Annotated in this window: 17 protein-coding genes and 4 pseudogenes; 14 read left to right on the forward strand and 7 right to left on the reverse strand. The window is 59.2% G+C overall.

All coding sequences use genetic code 11. From position 1 onward, the window contains the following. Positions 1-3 precede the first annotated feature (3 nt). Together ACD590_RS26485 and ACD590_RS26490 are read left to right on the forward strand one after the other, a co-directional pair. On the forward strand, positions 4-1,662 hold the full coding sequence (locus ACD590_RS26485; protein WP_439003742.1) for a branched-chain amino acid ABC transporter permease: 1,659 nt from the start codon (positions 4-6) through the stop codon (positions 1,660-1,662). Between the two features lie 52 nt (positions 1,663-1,714). Beyond that, entirely contained in the window at positions 1,715-4,033 is a 2,319-nt protein-coding gene (locus ACD590_RS26490) for a N,N-dimethylformamidase beta subunit family domain-containing protein (RefSeq protein ID WP_439003743.1), read from the forward strand. 134 nt (positions 4,034-4,167) lie between these two features. Here ACD590_RS26490 and ACD590_RS26495 read toward each other — a convergent pair. Together ACD590_RS26495 and ACD590_RS26500 are read right to left on the reverse strand one after the other, a co-directional pair. After that, a pseudogene (locus ACD590_RS26495) lies at positions 4,168-4,506 on the reverse strand (LysR family transcriptional regulator); the annotation flags it as partial. Positions 4,507-4,511: 5 nt separating this feature from the next. Continuing rightward, a pseudogene (locus tag ACD590_RS26500) lies at positions 4,512-4,763 on the reverse strand (transposase); the annotation flags it as partial. Between the two features lie 271 nt (positions 4,764-5,034). On the opposite strand from ACD590_RS26500, the gene ACD590_RS26505 reads away from it, so the two are divergent. From ACD590_RS26505 to ACD590_RS26550, 10 genes and pseudogenes are all read left to right on the forward strand, one after another. Continuing rightward, the gene (locus tag ACD590_RS26505; RefSeq protein ID WP_113544103.1) at positions 5,035-5,343 is read left to right on the forward strand and encodes a putative quinol monooxygenase; all 309 of its coding nucleotides are present in this window, start codon (positions 5,035-5,037) and stop codon (positions 5,341-5,343) included. A 186-nt stretch (positions 5,344-5,529) separates the two neighbouring features. Continuing rightward, positions 5,530-5,862: a BufA1 family periplasmic bufferin-type metallophore gene (locus ACD590_RS26510; protein WP_113544104.1), complete on the forward strand. Its 333-nt coding sequence runs from the start codon at positions 5,530-5,532 to the stop codon at positions 5,860-5,862. A 72-nt stretch (positions 5,863-5,934) separates the two neighbouring features. Further along, a complete protein-coding gene (gene bufB / locus ACD590_RS26515) occupies positions 5,935-6,834 on the forward strand; it encodes an MNIO family bufferin maturase (RefSeq protein ID WP_439003744.1) in 900 nt (299 codons plus the stop codon). 92 nt (positions 6,835-6,926) lie between these two features. Then, entirely contained in the window at positions 6,927-7,721 is a 795-nt protein-coding gene (locus ACD590_RS26520) for an HvfC/BufC N-terminal domain-containing protein (RefSeq protein WP_439003745.1), read from the forward strand. Between the two features lie 65 nt (positions 7,722-7,786). Next, positions 7,787-8,230: a DoxX family protein gene (locus tag ACD590_RS26525; RefSeq protein ID WP_408987977.1), complete on the forward strand. Its 444-nt coding sequence runs from the start codon at positions 7,787-7,789 to the stop codon at positions 8,228-8,230. 52 nt (positions 8,231-8,282) lie between these two features. After that, positions 8,283-8,930 carry a sigma-70 family RNA polymerase sigma factor gene (locus ACD590_RS26530; protein WP_439003746.1) on the forward strand — a complete coding sequence of 216 codons (648 nt, stop codon included), beginning with the start codon at positions 8,283-8,285 and terminating at the stop codon, positions 8,928-8,930. Then, a complete protein-coding gene (locus ACD590_RS26535) occupies positions 8,930-9,574 on the forward strand; it encodes an NrsF family protein (protein WP_439004050.1) in 645 nt (214 codons plus the stop codon). Before ACD590_RS26530 ends, ACD590_RS26535 begins: the two co-directional genes overlap by 1 nt. Before the next feature lie 256 nt (positions 9,575-9,830). Then, positions 9,831-10,601, forward strand: a pseudogene (locus tag ACD590_RS26540) (glycerol-3-phosphate dehydrogenase); the annotation flags it as partial. Positions 10,602-10,838: 237 nt separating this feature from the next. Beyond that, positions 10,839-11,294, forward strand: coding sequence for a D-erythrulose-4-phosphate isomerase (gene derI / locus ACD590_RS26545; protein ID WP_439003747.1), 456 nt, complete (start codon positions 10,839-10,841; stop codon positions 11,292-11,294). Positions 11,295-11,328: 34 nt separating this feature from the next. After that, a pseudogene (locus ACD590_RS26550) lies at positions 11,329-11,631 on the forward strand (hypothetical protein); the annotation flags it as partial. 51 nt (positions 11,632-11,682) lie between these two features. Here ACD590_RS26550 and ACD590_RS26555 read toward each other — a convergent pair. From ACD590_RS26555 to ACD590_RS26575, 5 genes are all read right to left on the reverse strand, one after another. Beyond that, a complete protein-coding gene (locus ACD590_RS26555; protein WP_439020990.1) occupies positions 11,683-12,684 on the reverse strand; it encodes an NADP-dependent oxidoreductase in 1,002 nt (333 codons plus the stop codon). A 133-nt stretch (positions 12,685-12,817) separates the two neighbouring features. Continuing rightward, positions 12,818-13,399 carry a TetR/AcrR family transcriptional regulator gene (locus tag ACD590_RS26560; protein WP_439003749.1) on the reverse strand — a complete coding sequence of 194 codons (582 nt, stop codon included), beginning with the start codon at positions 13,397-13,399 and terminating at the stop codon, positions 12,818-12,820. An 85-nt stretch (positions 13,400-13,484) separates the two neighbouring features. Continuing rightward, positions 13,485-14,471 carry an acrylyl-CoA reductase (NADPH) gene (acuI, locus tag ACD590_RS26565; protein WP_439003750.1) on the reverse strand — a complete coding sequence of 329 codons (987 nt, stop codon included), beginning with the start codon at positions 14,469-14,471 and terminating at the stop codon, positions 13,485-13,487. 38 nt (positions 14,472-14,509) lie between these two features. Continuing rightward, positions 14,510-15,334: an SDR family NAD(P)-dependent oxidoreductase gene (locus ACD590_RS26570; RefSeq protein ID WP_439003751.1), complete on the reverse strand. Its 825-nt coding sequence runs from the start codon at positions 15,332-15,334 to the stop codon at positions 14,510-14,512. Positions 15,335-15,339: 5 nt separating this feature from the next. Further along, the gene (locus tag ACD590_RS26575; protein ID WP_439004051.1) at positions 15,340-16,158 is read right to left on the reverse strand and encodes an oxidoreductase; all 819 of its coding nucleotides are present in this window, start codon (positions 16,156-16,158) and stop codon (positions 15,340-15,342) included. Positions 16,159-16,741: 583 nt separating this feature from the next. Here ACD590_RS26575 and ACD590_RS26580 point away from each other — a divergent pair. Both ACD590_RS26580 and ACD590_RS26585 read left to right on the forward strand, forming a co-directional pair. Further along, positions 16,742-17,518, forward strand: a complete 777-nt coding sequence (locus ACD590_RS26580; protein ID WP_439003752.1) for a GntR family transcriptional regulator — start codon at positions 16,742-16,744, stop codon at positions 17,516-17,518. A gap of 337 nt (positions 17,519-17,855) precedes the next feature. Beyond that, the gene (locus tag ACD590_RS26585; RefSeq protein WP_439003753.1) at positions 17,856-19,169 is read left to right on the forward strand and encodes an ABC transporter substrate-binding protein; all 1,314 of its coding nucleotides are present in this window, start codon (positions 17,856-17,858) and stop codon (positions 19,167-19,169) included. Positions 19,170-19,177: the final 8 nt, after the last annotated feature.

Consider the following 19,177-nt stretch of genomic DNA (forward strand, 5'->3'; position numbering starts at 1 on the left):
AACATGACCGAAGCCCATATCGCCCCGCCGCCCATGTGGATCGACCCGCTCGGCTGTTTCGACCCTGAGAAGGAGACGCGTCAGGTCGCGACCAATCCCTGGCAGTCCCACCAGTCGACCTGGAACGAGACGACCGCCTTCAAGCCTGAAATGCACAAAGTCGGCCGGTTCAATTTCTTCTACAAATGGCCGGGCCACGGCGAGCGCCTCTGGCACCGCACCCGATACTGGCCGACGCGCCGGCGCATGCTCAACATTTCCGGCGGCTACAATGCCAAGACCATGCGCCGCGAGAAGACCATTCTCGACAAGCGGCCGATCTGGTGGTCGATGGCCTTCGTGCTGTTTCTTCTCATGCCTTTCTTGGTGCCGGCAGGCTCCTGGAACACGGTCATGACAGCCATGTCCGTGATGGGTATCTACGGCGCGATCAACCTCTGCTGGATGCTGGTGATCGGAACCGCCGGCATCTTCTCGCTCGCGACCTATGCCGTGGTCGGGGCGGCGGCCTACGGCTCGGCTTATGCGGCGATCCAGCTTGGGCTACCGTTCTGGACATTGCCGCTGATGGGCACGGCAATCGGCCTTGCCTTCGGCGCCGTCATCGCCTTTCCCGCCATGCGGCTCGATGGCTTCTATTATGCGCTGCTGACCCTCGGTGTCGTCGAACTCTGCCGCGTCTATGTGGTGCAGTCGCGGCAACTGGGGTCGGCGACGGGCGGCCTCTATGGCGCGCCCAGCTACCTGCCTAACGGTCTCGGACAGGAAGGGCAATTGCTGCTCGGTTACTACGCCTGTCTGGCGCTCCTGCTCGCCGCTTTGTTCGTCTATCGCTTCGTCAACGGCAAGCGGCTCGGCCGGGTGTTGCGGATGGCGCCGGAGAAGAAGGAGGCTTTCGCGCAGGCGGTCGGCGTCGATTATCTGCGCGCCCGCGTCTGGGTGTTCCTGATCTCGTCGGCAGCACTCGGCTTCATCGGCGGCTTCTATGCCATTCATTTCGGCGGTGCCTCGCCCAATCTGTTTTCGTTCGACACGTTGCTTCTTTCGCTGGCCATGCTGGTGATCGGCGGGATCGGCCGCTCGGAAGGCGCGGTCGTCGGAACGATCATCGTCGTCTTCATCGACCGGGTGCTGATCGATCTTGGGCCGCTGCGCTTCATGCAGATCGGCGCCATCATGCTGATGGTCGTCCTGTTCCTGCGCGGCGGCCTGTTCGGGATCAAGGATCAGTTCCGCACCTGGCGCGCCAAGAAACGCAGTGAACGCCGCGCGACGCGCGCGGAGAAAGGCGGAGAAATGCTCCCCGAAGAAGCCACCGAAATCCACGACAAGGACCAGATCTACTTCCGCCGCTTCGACAAGATGCAGCGCGATTTCCTCAAGCGCCTGATCTCCGACGCGGTGATCGAGGAACATCGCACGAGGCCGCTCGGCCAACACTCCGAAGCGCTGGAGCGCCTGCTCAACTATTTCCGCCGTCAGGGGCAGATCGACAAATACGCGATCATGGTGATCGAGGAGTTCAAAGCCTACCGGATCGTGGCACTGGCCGGCCATCGCGGCACAGCCCCGCGCCTCGTCGAGGACCAGACCTATGCGACGCCGGACGAGGCCTATCACGCGCTATTCCTGCGCCGTGTCCAAGACCTGCTCGAAACCTGAACAGACAATCACTGACGTTATGACGCAGACTTTTTGAATGGAGTGCCGGTCCATGGCCGAACAGAAAATCTTTGGTTACGCAGACAGGATCTCGGTACGGCCGGGCGATGATATCGGCTTCTTCGTGCATGCCGACGGTACGACCCGCGTCGAGGCGCAGCTTGTCCGGCTGGTGCATGGGGATATCCATCCAGCAGGCCCCGGCTACAAGGAAGAGGAGATCGCAAACCCGCAGAATGGCAACTGGACCGTGCGCAAGCAGTTCACACAGGTCGGTTCCTTTCTGACGGTCGATGATCCGGCAGGGCATCTGGCGCCGAAGGGTAGCTTCACGCTCGCGGCCTTCATTTACCCGAACAAGCCGGGCGGGGGCGAGCGGCAATGCCTGATGGGCCGCTGGGACGCCTACAACAACCGTGGCTACGGGCTCTGGATCAATCCGGCGGGGTTGCTGGAGTTCGGCTATGGCGACGGACGCGAGGTCGATTATGTCGATGCAGAAGTGCCGCTGATGAAGAGCCAGTGGTACTTCGTCGCAGCGACCTACGATGCATCGACCGGCAATGCGACGCTCTATCAGGAAAGCGCCGGGACACGCTACAACAGCCTGATCGGCAAGGTCGCCGGCATCGATTTCCGTTCTCATGTGTGCGAGACACTCCGGTTCAAGCCGCTCAATCCGCCGGAGGTGCCGTTCCTGTTGGCAGCGGCGCAGGACTGGCACAGTCTGCGCGGAACCTTCAAGACGCAATGCTACAATGGCAAGCTCGACCGCCCCTCCGTGTTCGACCGCGTCCTGTCGCGCCAGGAGCTGGATGCCTTCCGCATTTCCGGCAAACCACCAGCCAATGGATGTCTCGCAGCCTGGGATACGTCGCTCGGCTACACGGATAGGGGCATCGGCGACCGGGTGATCGATACTGGGGCCCATGCGCTGCATGCCGAAGGCTATAACCGGCCGGTTCGCGGACAGACCGGCTTCAACTGGGCGGGCCGCAACGACTGCTTTCGTCTGTCACCCGGCGAATATGGCGGCATCGAATTCCATGACGATGCGATCATTGATTGCCGCTGGGAAAAGACTACATCCTTTACCGTGCCGGATGTCCGCTCCGGAGCCTATGCCTTCCGCCTGCGCGTCGGCGACGGCAAGGGCCTGCGCGAGGAATACATCCCCTTTTTCGTGCGTGCCAAGACACCGAAGGCGCCAATCTGCTTCCTCATTCCGACCAGCAGCTATCTCGCCTATGCCAACGAGCATCTGACCTTCGACGCCGAAATCATGCAGCCGCTGGCCGGCCAGTCGCCGATAATTTCCGAGATCGACATCGAATTGTACCAGACGAAGGAGTTCGGGCTGTCGCTTTATGATCATCATGCCGACGGGGCAGGGGTGTGCTATTCCTCCTATCTCCGTCCGATCCTCAACATGCGGCCAAAGGCGCGCATGTCGTCGATGGGGGTCACCTGGCAATTCCCGGCCGATCTGTCCGTGATCGCCTGGCTCGATCACATGGGTTACGACTATGAGGTGATCACCGATGAAGACGTTCAGCGCGAGGGCGTGGCCGCACTGGAACCCTACACAGTCGTTCTGACCGGAACCCATCCGGAATATGTCTCCGAAGAACTGATGGACGCCACGGAAGACTATGCGGCCGCCGGTGGACGCCTGATCTATCTCGGCGGCAACGGTTATTACTGGAATGTATCCTACAGACAGGACGAGCCGTGGTGCGTCGAAGTGCGCAAGCTTAACTCGGGCATGCGCGCCTGGCAGGCCCGGCCGGGCGAATATTATCTCGCGACCTCGGGCCAGAAGAGCGGGATCTGGAAGGATCTCGGCCGTCCGCCGCAAAAAGTCCTCGGCGTCGGCTTCATCTCCGAAGGCTTCGATTCCGCGCGGCCCTACCGACGCATGCCGGATAGCTGGCACCGCCGCGCCGACTGGATGTTCGAAGGGATCGAAGGCGAAATCCTGGGCGATTTCGGTCTGGCGCATCATGGCGCTGCCGGTCTCGAAATCGACCGCTATGATCTCACGCTTGGAACTCCGCCGCACGCCTTGATCGTCGCCTCTTCCGGTGGCCACAGCGACAATTACCAGACCGTTGTCGAGGAGGTTCTCTATCCCTATCCGGGGCTGATGGGTTCCTACGACTATCGCATCCGCGCCGACATGGTCTATTTCACGACGCCGGAAAACGGCGCGGTGATCTCCACCGGCTCGATCGCCTTCAGCCAGTCGCTTCCTTACAATAATTTCGACAACAACATTTCCAAGCTGCTTGGGAATATTCTGACGACTTTTGCAAAGAAAGGAAGGTTGCCAGGTTCGAACTGGACGTTGGAGGAGAAGCAGTGGCGCTGAGTGGAAACAGAAACAACGGCTGAGAGCGGCTGGCACAGGGTTTGTCGGTCTCACGTCCGATACCTACATCCTTTTAACCACAGAGATTGAGGAAGAACCCGATTAACTGCAAAACGACAGCGGTCTGCTTAGGATTACGCCCTCCGGTTTGGGGAGGACGCAACCGACTGATTTTTCGCGATTCCCATAACCCACATATGAAATTCCCTTCCATAGGGCTTTTCAAACGCGGCACGATCCCAGGCAAGGCAGTAGCTTTCGGGGAGCGGAAGGCGGATGTCGAAAGGAACGACAAGAGTACCAGCTCGCAACTCGTCCTCGATCATCGAAACCTGAGCTAGAACGAAGCCGTGCCCGTTGACAGCAGCATCGATTGCGTTGCTCGACAGCGCGAAAAAAAGGCCTGAAAGCTTTTCGTTCACAGATGCACCAACGAGTTGCGCCCACTCGCTCCATTGCGGAGGCCGGCTGTAGCCCCCGCCTGGCGCAGCCGCAAGCCGAATACGAGGCTCAGAGTGAGGGCGATCTCAATCGCCAGATCGGAATAGCGTGGCTGGCCACCGCGCGTCCAGCGCTTCGGCGCTCGCCACGACGAAAGCTCGTCCTCTGTCATCCACAGCATCAGGCTGCCACGCCGGTGAAGTCCCGCCTCGTATTCCGCCCAGCTCGTAATCTTGAACTTCATCTTGCTGATACGATGGCGGCGTGCGGCATTGCGTTTGAACGGCATCGCTGAAAAGACCGACTATTGCGATTGCCGATCACATACGCCACCGCGATTAACGATCTGCGCACCAAGGCCCATCAAAGACTGAAATCCGTTCATCATCGACCGATGCACCAACGCCGTTAGGAGCCCAAGTATCTTCTGGCTCATGAAGCGGATGACCAGATCGACGCAGTCGGCTGATCCCGCGTTACCTCTGGGGGCTCAGCAGCGAACCTTCATTCGTGAAGTCTGACGGCCAAGTCATCCAAACCGCCACAGAAAGGAATTATCCATGACAGGAATAGCGGGCGTCGTTGTGTTCAAAGCCAAGCCGGGCCTGGGCGAGGAAGCAGCAAAAAGAATCGCGGCAGCACTTCCCGCGGTCGAGGCGGAAGCAGGCACGACGCTCTGGCTCGTCCTGCGCTCGAACGCCAGTATGGACACGATCTTCCTCGTCGACCTCTTCGACAGCGAAGGAAGTCTCAACGCCCATATGACGGGCAGCGCCGCAAGCCAGATTTTCGCGACCGTGCCCGAGTTGCTGGCCGCAGAACCCCAACTCCATCCGAGCACAGTGATTGCGTCGAAGCCAGCAGCATAGCGCGCTTGGAGGCTCGAATCCCGTTTTTCCGGCCCACATGCGAGCATCAAAAATCGGCCAGACAAATATTTCTCCGAAGCCGCGTTACCTCGGGGGAACTTGCATCGAACTTCCATACAGACAGGTCGAACCCGGCCGTCGTCGCCAGCAATTGAAAGTGCTGTCTTAACCTTCAGGAGAACCAATATGTCCGATCGTCTGATGTCTACGCTGGTGGCTGGTGCCTTCGCCGCCGCCTTCGGTACGCTTGCCGTCGTCCCGGCCCATGCCCAGGACTTCACGGAGCAGCAGAAGAAAATTCAAGCCGACAACACCGTCAAGGTAAAGTCTGGCAAGGTCGAGCCTTGCTTCGGCGTCGCGCTCAAGGGCCAGAACGATTGCTTCGCAGGTGCCGGTACGACCTGCGCGGGCACCAGCGCCGCCGACTACCAGGGCAATGCCTTCAAGCTGGTTCCGACCGGCACTTGCACGGGCATCTCGACCCCGAATGGCGCAGGCAGCCTGAAGCCAAAGGTCTAATAGCCTTCCGGCCGGGCCCCGAAGGCCCGGCCATCCCCAACGTATCGGCCCTGTATAAGTCAAGGTGAACGCATGCCGGAACGAACCCTTAAAACCTCGCAGACAATGATGCCGAAACGCGCCGGCGTCGGCCTGAAGGCTGAGCACTACCGGACGATCATGCAGACCTCGCCCGATGTCGGCTTTTTCGAGGTGCATGCAGAGAACTACATGGGTGCAGGTGGCCCACCTCATCGTTACCTTTCAGCGATCCGCGAGCGCTATCCGCTGTCGCTCCACGGTGTTGGTCTGTCGATCGGCGCGGCCCGTCATCTGGACAATGACCATCTCGCCCGCCTGAGACAGTTGATCGACCGGTACTCCCCGGCGCTTTTCTCCGAGCACCTCGCCTGGTCGAGCCACGACGTCGGCTTTCTCAACGACCTTCTTCCTCTACCCTATACGGACGAGACACTCATGCGCGTCGTGGAGCATGTCGATCAGGTGCAGGAAGCACTCGGGCGCCAGATGCTGCTGGAGAACCCTTCCACTTACCTGGCCTTCGCCGAAAGCACCTGGACAGAGACCGATTTCATTGCGGATATTGTCCGACGGACCGGATGCGGTCTCCTGCTGGACCTGAACAACATTCACGTCGCCTGCGCCAATCAGGACTGGAACCCGATCGTCTATCTCAATGCCTATCCCCTTTCTCATGTTCAGGAGATCCATCTGGCCGGTTTCGCGCCCGACGCCGACGAGGAGGGCCGCCCGCTGCTGATCGACGCTCATGACCGTCCCGTTGCGGAAACCGTCTGGGGTTTGTTCGCCCATACGATCGAGCGCATTGGCCCGGTTCCAACCTTGATCGAATGGGATGCCGGTCTGCCTGACTGGCCGACACTGAAGGCCGAGGCGGAGCGCGCTGAACTGATCATGGCCGACATCGGCAACATTCACCGGCGTGCAGCCATCCCGGCCCACGCATGCTAACTCCGCAGGAGGGCCGTATGTCGATACCGAGAATTACCGGCTCCATTCGCAAATTGACTGCGAGCTTGGCGAACTCCGAACACGATATTGGCATGGACGGGTTCGCCGACCGGCAAGCCGACTTCGCCAGAGCACTGCTACGTCCGGAATTACCCATCCCGTCAGGTCTGGTCGGTCCGGACGGACTGCCAAGCGTCAAGCGGTTCGCCGTCTACCGCAACAATGTCGTGGTCGGGTTGATCGAAACCCTGAAGGCGGCGTATCCTGTGGTCCACCGCCTTGTTGGCGAGGAATTCTTCGCTGCCATGGCGCGTTTATATGTGTTGGCGGAACCGCCGGCCTCTCCGATCATGCTCGACTACGGATCTGGCTTTCCCACCTTCATCTCAGGCTTCGAACCCGCAGCTGTGCTCCCCTATCTCGGAGATGTTGCCCGGCTCGAGCGGGCATGGGTGGAAGCATACCACGCAACCGAAGCAACGCCGCTGTCACCTTCTGTTCTCAGTCAGCTGCAGCCGGGCGACCTGCCAGCGCTACGGTTCGCCCTTCATCCATCCGTTCGCATCGTAAGGTCTGCTTTCCCGATCGTGAGCATCTGGCAGGTGAACATCGATGGCGTTGAAGATGCGCAAATCGATCTGGATGAAGGCGGAGAGGATGCGCTCATCGTTCGTCCCGAAGCGGATGTCGAGGTTCGGCGTCTACCAGCGGGTACCACCGCTTTCATGGAGGCTCTGCAGGCAGGTTCGCTAATCGTCGATGCGCTCAGGCAGGGGTTGTCCGCCAGTCCGCGTTTCGATCTTGCCGGTACGCTTCATGGCATGATCGAGTCAGGTGCAATCATCGGCTACCATATGCGGCCGATCCGACCGTTGGAGATCGCATGAATTCGCAACCGACATTGGTGAGCAAAATCGTCGCGACCATCCATCAAGCGCATCTCCATTTCAGTATGATCGCACGATGGATCGCACCGCCGGTGTTGCGCATCACCCTGGCGCTTCCCTTCCTTCGCTCCGGCTTCACACGATGGGACGGTTTCCTATCCCTGTCGCCGGGCACGCTGTTTCTGTTTGAGGAACAGTTCAGGCTTCATATCTTCGGCGGCGAGTATGCCTTTCCCGTGCCGGACCAACTCGCGTTGTTAACCGCGATTGCAGAGATCGTGTTGCCGATTCTGCTGATCGTCGGCCTCGCAACGCGCTTTGCCGCACTCGGCCTGTTGGTCATGACAGGCGTGATCCAACTGGTGTTTCCGGATGGCTGGGCCAACTTCCACCTCTACTGGGCAGCTTTGGCCCTGGGCGTCATTGCGGTTGGCCCCGGCGCAATTTCCGTCGATTGCGGGGTCAGACGCATGGTCAATGACTTCCGTCCGTCGGGGTCGACATGGTAATGCCCTGCTGTAAGATCATGTTTAACCGGCTCGCGCCTGTGAGGGTGCGGGGATGAAGGATGAAAAGCGCAAGCGCCTTACCGTTGTGACCTCGGTTGGGCAGCGCACCCGAACGAAAGAGAGAGATCGTTTGCAGGACGAGGAGACCGCCGCATCCCGCGACCTCGACTGGACTATTCTCATGGCGCGTACGCAGGATGGCGATACCGTGGCCTATCTCCGTCTTCTTCAGGAAATCACGCCCTATCTTAGATCAAGGGTCAGACGGTGGCATAGGGACCCTTGGGACATCGAAGATACAGTGCAGGACATCTTGCTTACCCTCCATTCGATCCGGCACACCTACGACCCTTCGCGTCCGTTCGGTCCCTGGCTCGTTGGTATCGCCAATCGTCGCGCCGTCGACCGACTGCGCCGACGTGGTCGGCAAACGCAGCGCGAGGCTCCACTCACTGCCGAACACGATGCGGCAATGGCGCCCGATGAAAACGATGGCACGCCCGACAAACACAAACTGACTGAAGCCATCAAGGTTTTGTCGCCGATCCAGCAGAAGGCCGTCGATCTCCTGAAACTCAAGGAAATGTCGTTGAAGGAGGCCTCCGATGCTACCGGGCTATCGGTGGCATCCCTGAAAATGGCAACGTATAGGGCACTTCAGAATTTGCGTGCCCTGCTTTCGGATCGGAGGGATTCGTGATGGAGACGTCGGACTTGATCCATTCCCTCGCCACCAATGCAACCCCCGTCAGGCGTCTTCGGCCGCCGCTGCTCCGCGCGATGGGATGGCTTCTGATCGCCGCAGTGATCATGGGCCTTATGACGATTAGTCATGGCGTCCGGCCGCAATTCACCGAGCGCATGCAGGATGCCGTATTCGCCATTAACATGATCTCGTCGCTGCTGACCGGGGTTCTTGCGACCATCGCCACCTTCTTTGCCAGCCTGCCGGACCGACCCCGCCGATGGCTTCTGTTACCGGCCCCGCCGCTCCTCGTGTGGCTGTCAACCATCGGCTATCAGTGCTTCGCCGGCTGGGTGCCCGTTCCGCCCGGAGCTATCACGGTCGAAGCGGCATCCGGTTGCCTCGCGACACTCGTCCTGACCAGCCTGCCGCTATCGCTTTTGATGCTGGCGATGCTGCGTTACACGGCTGCACTCCGGCCAACGTCTGTCATTCTCATGGGAAGCCTTGCGGTTTCGGCAATCACCGCGACGGCTCTGTCGATGTTCCATCCGCTTGATGCCACAGCAATGATCCTCGGATGGAATCTAGGCACGGCGGTTCTGTTCCTTGCGGGCGCCGCGATCGTCAATCGGAAAATGGGAAGCTCGATCGATTAGCGGAAGGTCCGACCGCCAATATGATGATGCCAGTGGGCACACGAGCGAATGCTTCGTCAGGGCGGCCTCTGAAAGGCGACTATGTTGAAAAGCAGATCGACAGCCTGATTACTTATCTCGAACGGGTTAATGCCAGTCCGAGAAGGGCGCGTTTCTAGTGACCAGCCGGCGTCCTTGTAGAAAAGGTTCCGCACGATCAGAGCCCCGGCCAACATCGGTTCTTGGCTCCTGAAACCAAAGGAGCCATTCACCGCGAGTCACCGACATCCTGAACCGACTTATGCCCGTGCCCCGCCCCGTGGCTTTCGTGACGAAGGGGCTCGACACGACAGGTTCAAGCGTTTCGACATATGCCCAAACGCTTCCCTCCCGTATTCCGCTGATGAGCGCCTTCATCGGCATCGGCGGACCGTGTATCGCCCGTGAGCTCGCCAACCGCCTGCCGACGGCCTGCATCTACGCCTGTGAGGACATCTCGGTCGCCGAACAGTTCGCGGCGATCATGCAAACGGACTATTACCGTCTGTCGATAACGACGGACGTTGCGGGCGTCGAAGCCTGCGCCGCGCTCAAGAATTTCTTTGCGATCGGCGTCAGCGCCATGCAGACCCGCTATCCCGATCAAAAACGTGCGGACGGTCAGTCCAAAAATCCCACGGCGGCCGCCTTCACGCAGGCCAGTTTGGAAATGGCGAGGCTCTGCGAAAGGCTCGGGGGCCATACAGCCACGGCATTCGGGCTGGCCGGTCTCGGCGATCTGCATGTCACGGTCGGCGGAGGGCGCAACAGCCGCCTTGGGCAAGGGCTGGGAACCGGTCGCACGGTCCCAGATGTGTTGTCCAGCGACTTGCTCGGCGAAACGGTAGAAGGCGTGGATACTGCGCGAGTTCTGGCAATCATGGCGCCGGATAAACCCGGCACCAAAAGCGAAAAGGCCCCTTATTTCCCGCTCGCATCTGCCATTATGGATGCCGTTCTTCAGGAGAAACGTTTCTCATTGGATTTTTCACGCCTCGTTGTTGGGTAGCCACCGGCCTTTGGTCAGTTAGAAAAAAACTTCTTCCGGGAAAGCCCGGCGATTGTGCCCCGGTATGTTTGGAGAATGCGGCGGTTATCGGTTTTGCGGCGGCCCAATCAGTGTTCTGCGAGATTCAAGACCGAGCTGACGAAAGACCTCGAACGACCAGTGGTCCTTTCGAACTGCAAGAACTGTTTTTGGCTCGGACAGTCGAAAGCTGCCGCAACGATTCTCAGGAGAAAGACAATGAAGCTTGCCATTGCAGGAGACAGCGCCGGTGAAGGCCTCGCCAAAGTTTTAGCTGATTATCTGAAATACCGCTTTGACGTGCACGAAATCTCGCGTGTGAACGAAAGCGCCGATCACTTCTACGCCAACCTCTCCGACCGGGTCGCTTCGAGCGTCTTAAACGGAACCTATGACAGGGCGATCCTTGTCTGCGGCACCGGCATCGGCGTCTGCATTTCGGCGAACAAGGTCCCGGGGATCAGAGCTGCGTTGACGCACGACACTTATTCCGCCGAGCGGGCAGCCCTTTCCAACAACGCCCAGATCATTACCATGGGTGCCCGCGTCATCGGGACCGAGCTCGCAAAGTCAATCGCCGACGCGTTTCCTGCCCAGACTTTTGACGCAAAAGGCCGTTCGGCCGGAAGTGTCAAGGCGGTAGACGAGCTGGATGCGAAGTATAATGCCCGATGAATGGCAACACGGCGACCTCTGAGCGACCCTGTATCGCCGTCGCTTCAGCAAGACCTATATCGTCAACAATGGCTGTGACCTCGAACTCGCGACGTCACATCTTGCCGACGCAAAGGCGTATCTGTTTGCCTTCGGCAAGCCGTTCATCGCCAATCCGGATCTGGTGGATCGACTGCAAAGCGGCGCGCCGTTGACAGACATGAACCCGGCTACGCTCTACGGCGGCGGTGCTGCTGGCTACACCGACTATCCGAAGCTTGCCGCAACGCTTGGCGCGTCAGCGCTTTTGGGCCGCACTTCGGTGCGGCCCCGTCCAGTTCTAAGCTATGAAATTTGAGCTTTCCAGCTGTCTTTCATCCAAAGTCGGAGCGCCACTACTGCACCTTGATCACGACCTTGCGATCACGACCTTGCCCTTCGCACGGCCTGTCTCAACATAGGCCAAAGCCTCTGGCGTCTGATTGAACGGGAAAATCCCGTCCACGACGGGGCGAATAGCGCCGCTATCGATCAACCCGGCGATCTGCCCGAGTTGCCGACCATCGGCGCGCATGAACAGGAAGGAGTAATGCACGCCGAGGCTCTTTGCTTTGCTGCGCACGCTGCGGCTCAATAGCCGGACGACAAGCTTTAGGAGCGGGTTGAGCCCGAGAGCTTTGGCAAAGGTCGGGTCCGGTGGGCCAGAAATCGACACGAGTTGGCCGCCTCGCTTTAGGATGTTCAGAGATTTCGCGAGCGTCTTCGGATCCTGGCTGTTCAGCACGACATCGTAGCCTGAGAGCACCTTTTCGAAATCTTGGCTCTTATAGTCGATCACTACATCGGCGCCGAGGCTTTTAGCAAGAGCAGCGTTCTTTGCGCTTGTCGTTGTCGCGACCGTTGCCCCCAGATGCTTGGCAAGCTGGATCGCGATCGTGCCGACGCCGCCAGAGCCCGCCTGAATGAAGACCTTCTGACCCGGCTTTACCTTCGCGACATCGACGAGAGCCTGCCATGCCGTCAGCGCGACCAGCGGGATGGACGAGGCGTCCTCCATCGTCAGCGTGCTTGGCTTGAGCGCGGCATCGCCTTCGTGAATGGCGATCAAATCCGCAAACGTGCCGATGCGGTGATCCCTCGGGCGTGCATAGATCTCGTCGCCGACCTTGAAGCGGCTGACGCCGGGGCCGACCTTGATGACAGTCCCGGCGACATCATGGCCAAGCACGAAGGGCGGACGGTAAGGCAGGAAGATCTTGAAAGCGCCGTCCCTAAGCTTGCTATCGAGCGGGTTGACGGATGTGGCATGAACGCGAACGAGGATGTCGGCGTTCTGAACCTGCGGATCTGGCAGGTCGACAAGGCGCAGCGCGCCATTCTTCTTGTACTTCTCGACGACATAAGCTTTCACTGGAATCTCCGGTCTTTTGGTTCGTTGCTGGCAAGGCTTTGATGTTGCAGTGCGGTGCGCGCAGGTTCAGGTATGTCGGCAGAAATGACGGCCCGTGTGACCTCATCCGAACACTCAGGGAGCTGAATCAGACTCAAGAGGCCGGTGATTGTGCAAGACCCGCCAAGACGCGTATTGCAGTCTTGCCAGCCCGCAGAATGCGGCCCGACGACTCTTTATCGACCGCACGTGCGAGTTGGAGCGTCCCGATCAGCGTCGCAAAAATCACGCATGCCACATCCTCCCTTGCTTCGACCTTTGCCGGCAGCGCTTCGGCGAGCAGGAGCACAAGGACGTGGGATTGTTCGGCATACATGCCGCGCGTCTCCTCCGGCTGCCGTGCAAGCTCCGGCAGAAGTGCAGCGGAAGCGCAACCCAATCCAGGATTATCCCGGTGTTCCGGCGAGAGGTAGAAGTCGATCACGCTGTCGAGCCCGCCTTCGTCCAGCATCCCGCGCAGCCAGACTGCCTGCTTGCTCAGGGCATCAGACAACGTTTCCCGGACGAGATCGGCCTTCGAGGGAAAGTGGGGATAGAAGGCGCCGTTGGTCAGGCCGGCATCCTTCATGATTGTCGCGAGACCCGAGCCTGCGATTCCATCCGTGCGGAACCGCTCGATGGCGACATCGATGATCCTGCGGCGTGACGTGTCTTTTCGGCCTTTTTCATATCGCATGACGCGCCCTTCAAATCTTTATGGAATTACGGTCATAATATCGCGGGATGAGCTTATCGCAACGGGTCTCTTTCTCTGACGAAAGCTAGAGATTGACATCGACAACCGTGCGGCCCTGAACGTGTCCGCCCAGAATGCTCTCGGCGACGCCGGGGATCTGCGCCAGACCGATGACGGTCGTCGTGCGCGCGAGCTTTGCAAGATCCAGATCGTGGGCGAGACGTGCCCAGGCTTCCAGACGCACTGCCTGCGGGGCATTGACCGAGTCGATGCCGGCAAGGGTGATATTGCGCAGGATGAACGGGAGTACCGTGGCGGGAAGATCACGGCCCTGGGCAAGCCCGCAGCTGGTCACGACGCCACGATACTTCGTCTGTGCCAGGACGTTTGCCAGAGTATGACTGCCGACACTGTCGATGGCGCCGGCCCAGCGTTCGGACCCAACAGGGGCTCCCGGTTCCGACAATGTGTTCCGATCGATGACCTCTGCCGCTCCGAGTTCCCGCAGATAGGCTGTTTCCTCAAGTCGGCCCGTGGAGGCGATGACGCGGTATCCAAGCCCCGAGAGCAGTGCAATGGCGATGGATCCGACACCGCCATTGGCTCCCGTCACGAGGATGTCGCCCTTGTCCGGCGTGATCCCGCCATGTTCGAGTGCCAGCACGGACAGCATCGCCGTGTAGCCAGCAGTCCCGATGGCCATCGCATCCTTCGTGGAGAGGGATTCGGACAGCTTGACGAGCCAGTCGCCGTTCAACCTTGCCTTCTGCGCATATCCGCCGTGATGGGTCTGGCTCAGCCCCCAGCCATTGGCAACCACCCGGTCGCCAACTTTGAAGTCAGGATGGGAGGACGCTTCCACCGTTCCGGCTAGATCGATGCCGGGTATGAGCGGAAACGTCTGGATCACCGGCACCCGCCCGGTCACGGCCATCCCGTCCTTGTAGTTCACGTTCGAATAATCGACGGTTACCGTCACGTCACCATCCATCAGATCGGCCTCGGTCAGGTCTACGATCGTCGTGGAGAGCGTGTCGCCATCTTTGGAGGCCAGCAGAGCTTTGAACGTCATTGTTTTTGTCCTTTTGAAATCAGTGGCGGCGAAGCAGTTTATCCGGCCACGCGATAGCGTTCGGCGGCATGCTGCTGGCGAGTGTTGGGAAGCATGGCCTGGCGGGCCGCCTGATAGGCATCCCACTGCGCTGCGTCTGGAAGCGGTGGAATCGTCAACGCCTCGCGGCGATCATAACCAACGAGGGCTGCATCCACCAAGTCGGCGATCTCCATGACGCCGGTCATCGTGTTGACGTCGATGCCGGAGTGCTCCCAGATTTCTGTCCGCGTGGCGGCGGGAAGCACAGCCTGGACGTAAACGCCCTTTGGACCGAGTTCGAGGCTGAGACCCTGCGACAGGAACGTGACGAAAGCTTTGGTAGCGCCATAGACGGTCATGCCGAACTCGGGCGCGATACCGACGACCGACGAGACGTTGACGATGGCCCCGGTCCCTGCTTCCGCAAAACGCGGTGCCACCGCGCTTGCAAGGCGAAGGACGGCCGTAGTGTTCAGGGCCACGAGACGAGCCATGTCCTCGGCCGTCTGATCGAGGAAGCCGCCGCGAAGATTGCCGCCAGCATTGTTGATGAGAACGCCGATCGTGTGATCCTCGCGCAGGCGGGTCTCCACCGTCTCAAGGTCGGCGATCTCGGTGAGGTCGGCCTGAATGATGTCAATCGCGACGCCGGTTTCTTCGTGCAGACGCGCCGCAACGGCATCGAGGCGGGTCTTGTTACGGGCCACGAGAACGAGATCATGTCCGCGGCGAGCAAACCGCTCCGCATAGACTTCGCCGATACCGGTCGATGCGCCGGTGATGAGAACAGATGGACGGTGGGACACAATAGTTACCTCGCTTGGATCAAAGGTTGTAAACATGATGATTATTTTCCCGGCATGCCGAACTGCTGGCGCAAGGCCTTGTCGAACATCGTCGCAGGCAGCAGGCGTCGCAGCAGGCTGACCTGCCACGCGACCTTGCCGACGGTGTAACGTTGCCGATGGCGCTTGGCCGTGGCCGCCAGAACCACTGCTCTCGCCACGTCCTCGGGCGTATCAGCCGTGAGCTTCGACTTCTCGTAGAAGTCATGCACCCAGGCACGCCCCGCGTCATACTCCGCCATCTTGGCATCCGGTTCCAGCGAGCTGTGGTCGAAACTGCCCTGGACGGTGCCCGGCTCGATCAGCGAGACGCGGACGTTGAAACCGCGGATTTCGTGGTCGAGCGACTCCGAATAGCCTTCGAGTGCATACTTGCTCGCTGCGTAATGTGCCGAGTACGGCGCCGGCACGAATCCAAGCGCCGAACTCATGTTGACAATGCGACCTTCTCGACGGCGGCGCATAGACGGCAACACGGCGTTGGTCATCCGCATGACACCGAACAGGTTGACATTAAACAGGCTCTGAACCTGAGCGATGGAGGACTCTTCGGCCCCGCCAAACATCCCCAGGCCGGCGTTGTTGACGAGAACGTCGATACGTCCGGTGCTTGAGAGAACGGTCGAAACGAGTGACGCTACAGAGGCCTCATCGGTCACGTCACAAGCCAGCATCGAAAGCTGGCTCGAGCTATCGGTACTCGGCTTGCGGCTCGTTCCAAAGACGGTGAAGCCGGCTCGTGCCAGGGCCTCGGCACTCGCGCGACCGATACCGGACGATGCTCCAGTTATCAGGGCTGTCCTTTTGGAATTCAAGGTCATCGCTGTCTTCAAACCTCTGAGTTTTTACCATCGGCGCAACATTGCATTACGATCACTTATACATATTACAATCGTAATGCAATGAAGGAAATTGCTAAGGGTGAGGATGAGTTACGAAAAACGGCGGGAAGGGCAACTCGCAGCCGTCATCCGAAGGCGGTTTCCGCCGAACGGAGAGCACAGGAAATCCGGATCAAAACGTCTGGCGACAGAGGGATACCCTCAACGTCAAGCCAATGAGATATCGAAGTTTACAATTGACCGGGGGTCAGTTTCGCAGCCAATCAAGAGTCGAGAGACATGGCGACGTTGGCGATGACGATCTCGGTCGCTGCCTGGAGGAAGGCCTTCTTCGGCGCGTTCTCGTTATCTGTGACGGTGGTTAGGAGAAGAAGTCGACCTTATAACACGCTGCCCAGGGAGAGCTCCCTACGTGCAACATCCAAGATGTCTTCCCTTTACTTTGAGCGTAATGTACGATCGAAGCATACAAGATCGATCTCACGACCTTGTGTACGGACAAGCTAAAACGGTTGACGACCCGAAGTCACTTCGGCACGGCATAATCGCAAGAGGTCATACGGTGGATCAGGTGGCACATATCTCAGGCGAAATCGACAGGGCATCGCCCGAGCCCTACTATCTCCAACTGTCGCAGCTGATCGAAGTCGCAATCGATCGCGGGATCTATCGGCCTGGAGACAAAATCCCGGGTGAGAGCGAACTGTGCCGTATTTATGATTTGGCGCGTTCTACCGTTCGCGAAACCTTACGCGTGCTCGAAGACCGCAATCGTATTCGTGTGGTCGCACGTCGCGGAGCGTTCGTTGTCGACCCCAAGGGGTCCGGCTGGGTCCTTCAGGTCGCGGACGGCTTTTTCGAGGGTGAAGTGCACAACAATCAGAGAAGTGTCGAAACCAGGGTGCTCGAAGCCAAGCTTGCACCTCCGTCCGGAGCTGCCGCCCGGGCGCTTAACAGGTCGCCGGAGACGAACTGTCTTCTGCTGCGCCGGCTCCGTCGCCTCGACGGGAACCTGGCCCTCTACTCGATCAATTACCTGCTTCCTGAATTTCACGACACGATCCTGAAGAGCGAGGTGATGGAACCCCATGGTTCCCTGAACCGGGTTCTCAAGGCGAACGGCTACAGAACGTTCGGGGCGAGGCGTACCGTGGAATCGATCGGCGCGCCTGGGCATGTCGCTAAACTACTAGAAATTTCCGAAGGCACTCCGGTGCTTCTGATCACCTCCGTCTCTTGGGATCAGGACCAAAAGCCCTTCGATTTCTACACCTCCTGGGTACGGACCGACATCGTCAAGGTGACGGTTGAGGCATCCGCCAGCATCGGCGTTTCCTGAGCCGTCAATAGGTTTTCCAAGTTTCCTAACGAGAGCCAAGAAAGAATTCCCTTGACCTCGCATATTTGTCGTGGCACGGTCTGTACGTACAAGATGGACAAGAACGACAGATCACGCTGATCTGTCGTTACGGTCCGCCACTACGGAGGGGTAGCGTACACTTGGAGGAGAGCCTAGCAGCGTGTGCCCGAACGGCAACGCGGCGGAAGGCGAATGCTCATCCAAACTTTCCGAAGAAGTCATCGCTCCGCATCGCCATCGCGGACGGAGCGCTGGGATGGCCGCCATGTCAATTCGGCATCTGGGCGGTTGGAGCAGGAAACCTGAGGAGGAATCGATGCACTTGAAGAAACTTATGGCCTCGGCATCTGTGGCGCTCATGGCCACATTGGGCGCGGCTCACGCAGAAACGACGCTGACCATCGCGACGGTGAACAATCCTGACATGGTCGTGATGCAGAAGTATTCGGCTGAATACGAGAAGGAAGCGGGGGTTAAGCTGAACTGGCTCGTCCTCGACGAAAACACACTTCGCCAGCGTGTCACAACCGATATCGCGACGAAAGGCGGTCAATTCGACATCATTACCATCGGCCTCTATGAAACCCCGATCTGGGGCAAGCAAGGTTGGTTAAAGCCGTTCGACAATCTGTCCGCAGACTACGATGTCGACGATATTCTGCCAAGCGTCCGAGACGCCCTGTCGTATGAAGGTCACCTTTATTCGGTGCCGTTCTACGCAGAAAGCGCGATGACCTTCTACCGTAAGGATCTCTTCGAAGCGGCTGGTCTCACCATGCCGGAAAACCCGACCTGGACCCAGATCGCCGAATTCGCGGCCAAGCTCGACAACAGGGAAACGGGCGTCCATGGCATCTGCATCCGCGGTCTGCCGGGCTGGGGTGAGAACATGGCTCTCCTGGGCCTCGTCGGCAACGTCTTCGGCGGCGTGCAGTTCAACATGGATTGGACTTCCGGCGTCAACAGCGAAGCCTGGAACAAGGCGATCCAGTTCTATGTGGACCTCGCCAACAAGTACGGTCCTCCCGGCGTCGTCGGCAACGGCTTCAATGAAAACCTGAACCTTCTCGCCGAAGGCAAGTGCGCCATGTGGAATGACGCCACCGTCGCCGCCGGCCTTCTCTTCGATCCGAAGCGTTCGAAGGTCTCCGACAAGCTCGGCTTTGCCCAGATGCCGATTGAGACCTGGGACAAGGGTGGTGCATGGCTGTGGGCATGGTCGCTCGGCATTCCGTCGTCCTCGCAGCATGCAGACGAAGCCCAGAAATTCATCGAATGGGCGACGTCGAAGAAGTACATCGACATGATCGGCGAGAAGGAAGGCTGGGTCACCATTCCTCCCGGCACCCGCAAGTCGACCTATGCGAACGAAAATTACATCAAGGCCGCTCCGTTCGCACTGCCAACCTTGAAGGCCATCGAAAGCGCGAAACTGACCGACAACACGGCTGCTCCGAAGCCCTACGTCGGCATCAACTTCGCGATCATCCCAGAAATGCAGGCGATCAACAACTACCTCGGTCAGCAGATCGCCGCCGCTTTGACTGGAAAGATGTCGGTCAAGGACGCTCTCGATGCTTCGGCTGCGAACTCCGACAAGATCATGAAGAAGGGTGGTTACATCAAGTAATCCTTCTG

The organism is Rhizobium sp. 862_C5_N1_2, from assembly GCF_051811205.1.
GTDB lineage: Bacteria > Pseudomonadota > Alphaproteobacteria > Rhizobiales > Rhizobiaceae > Rhizobium > Rhizobium leguminosarum.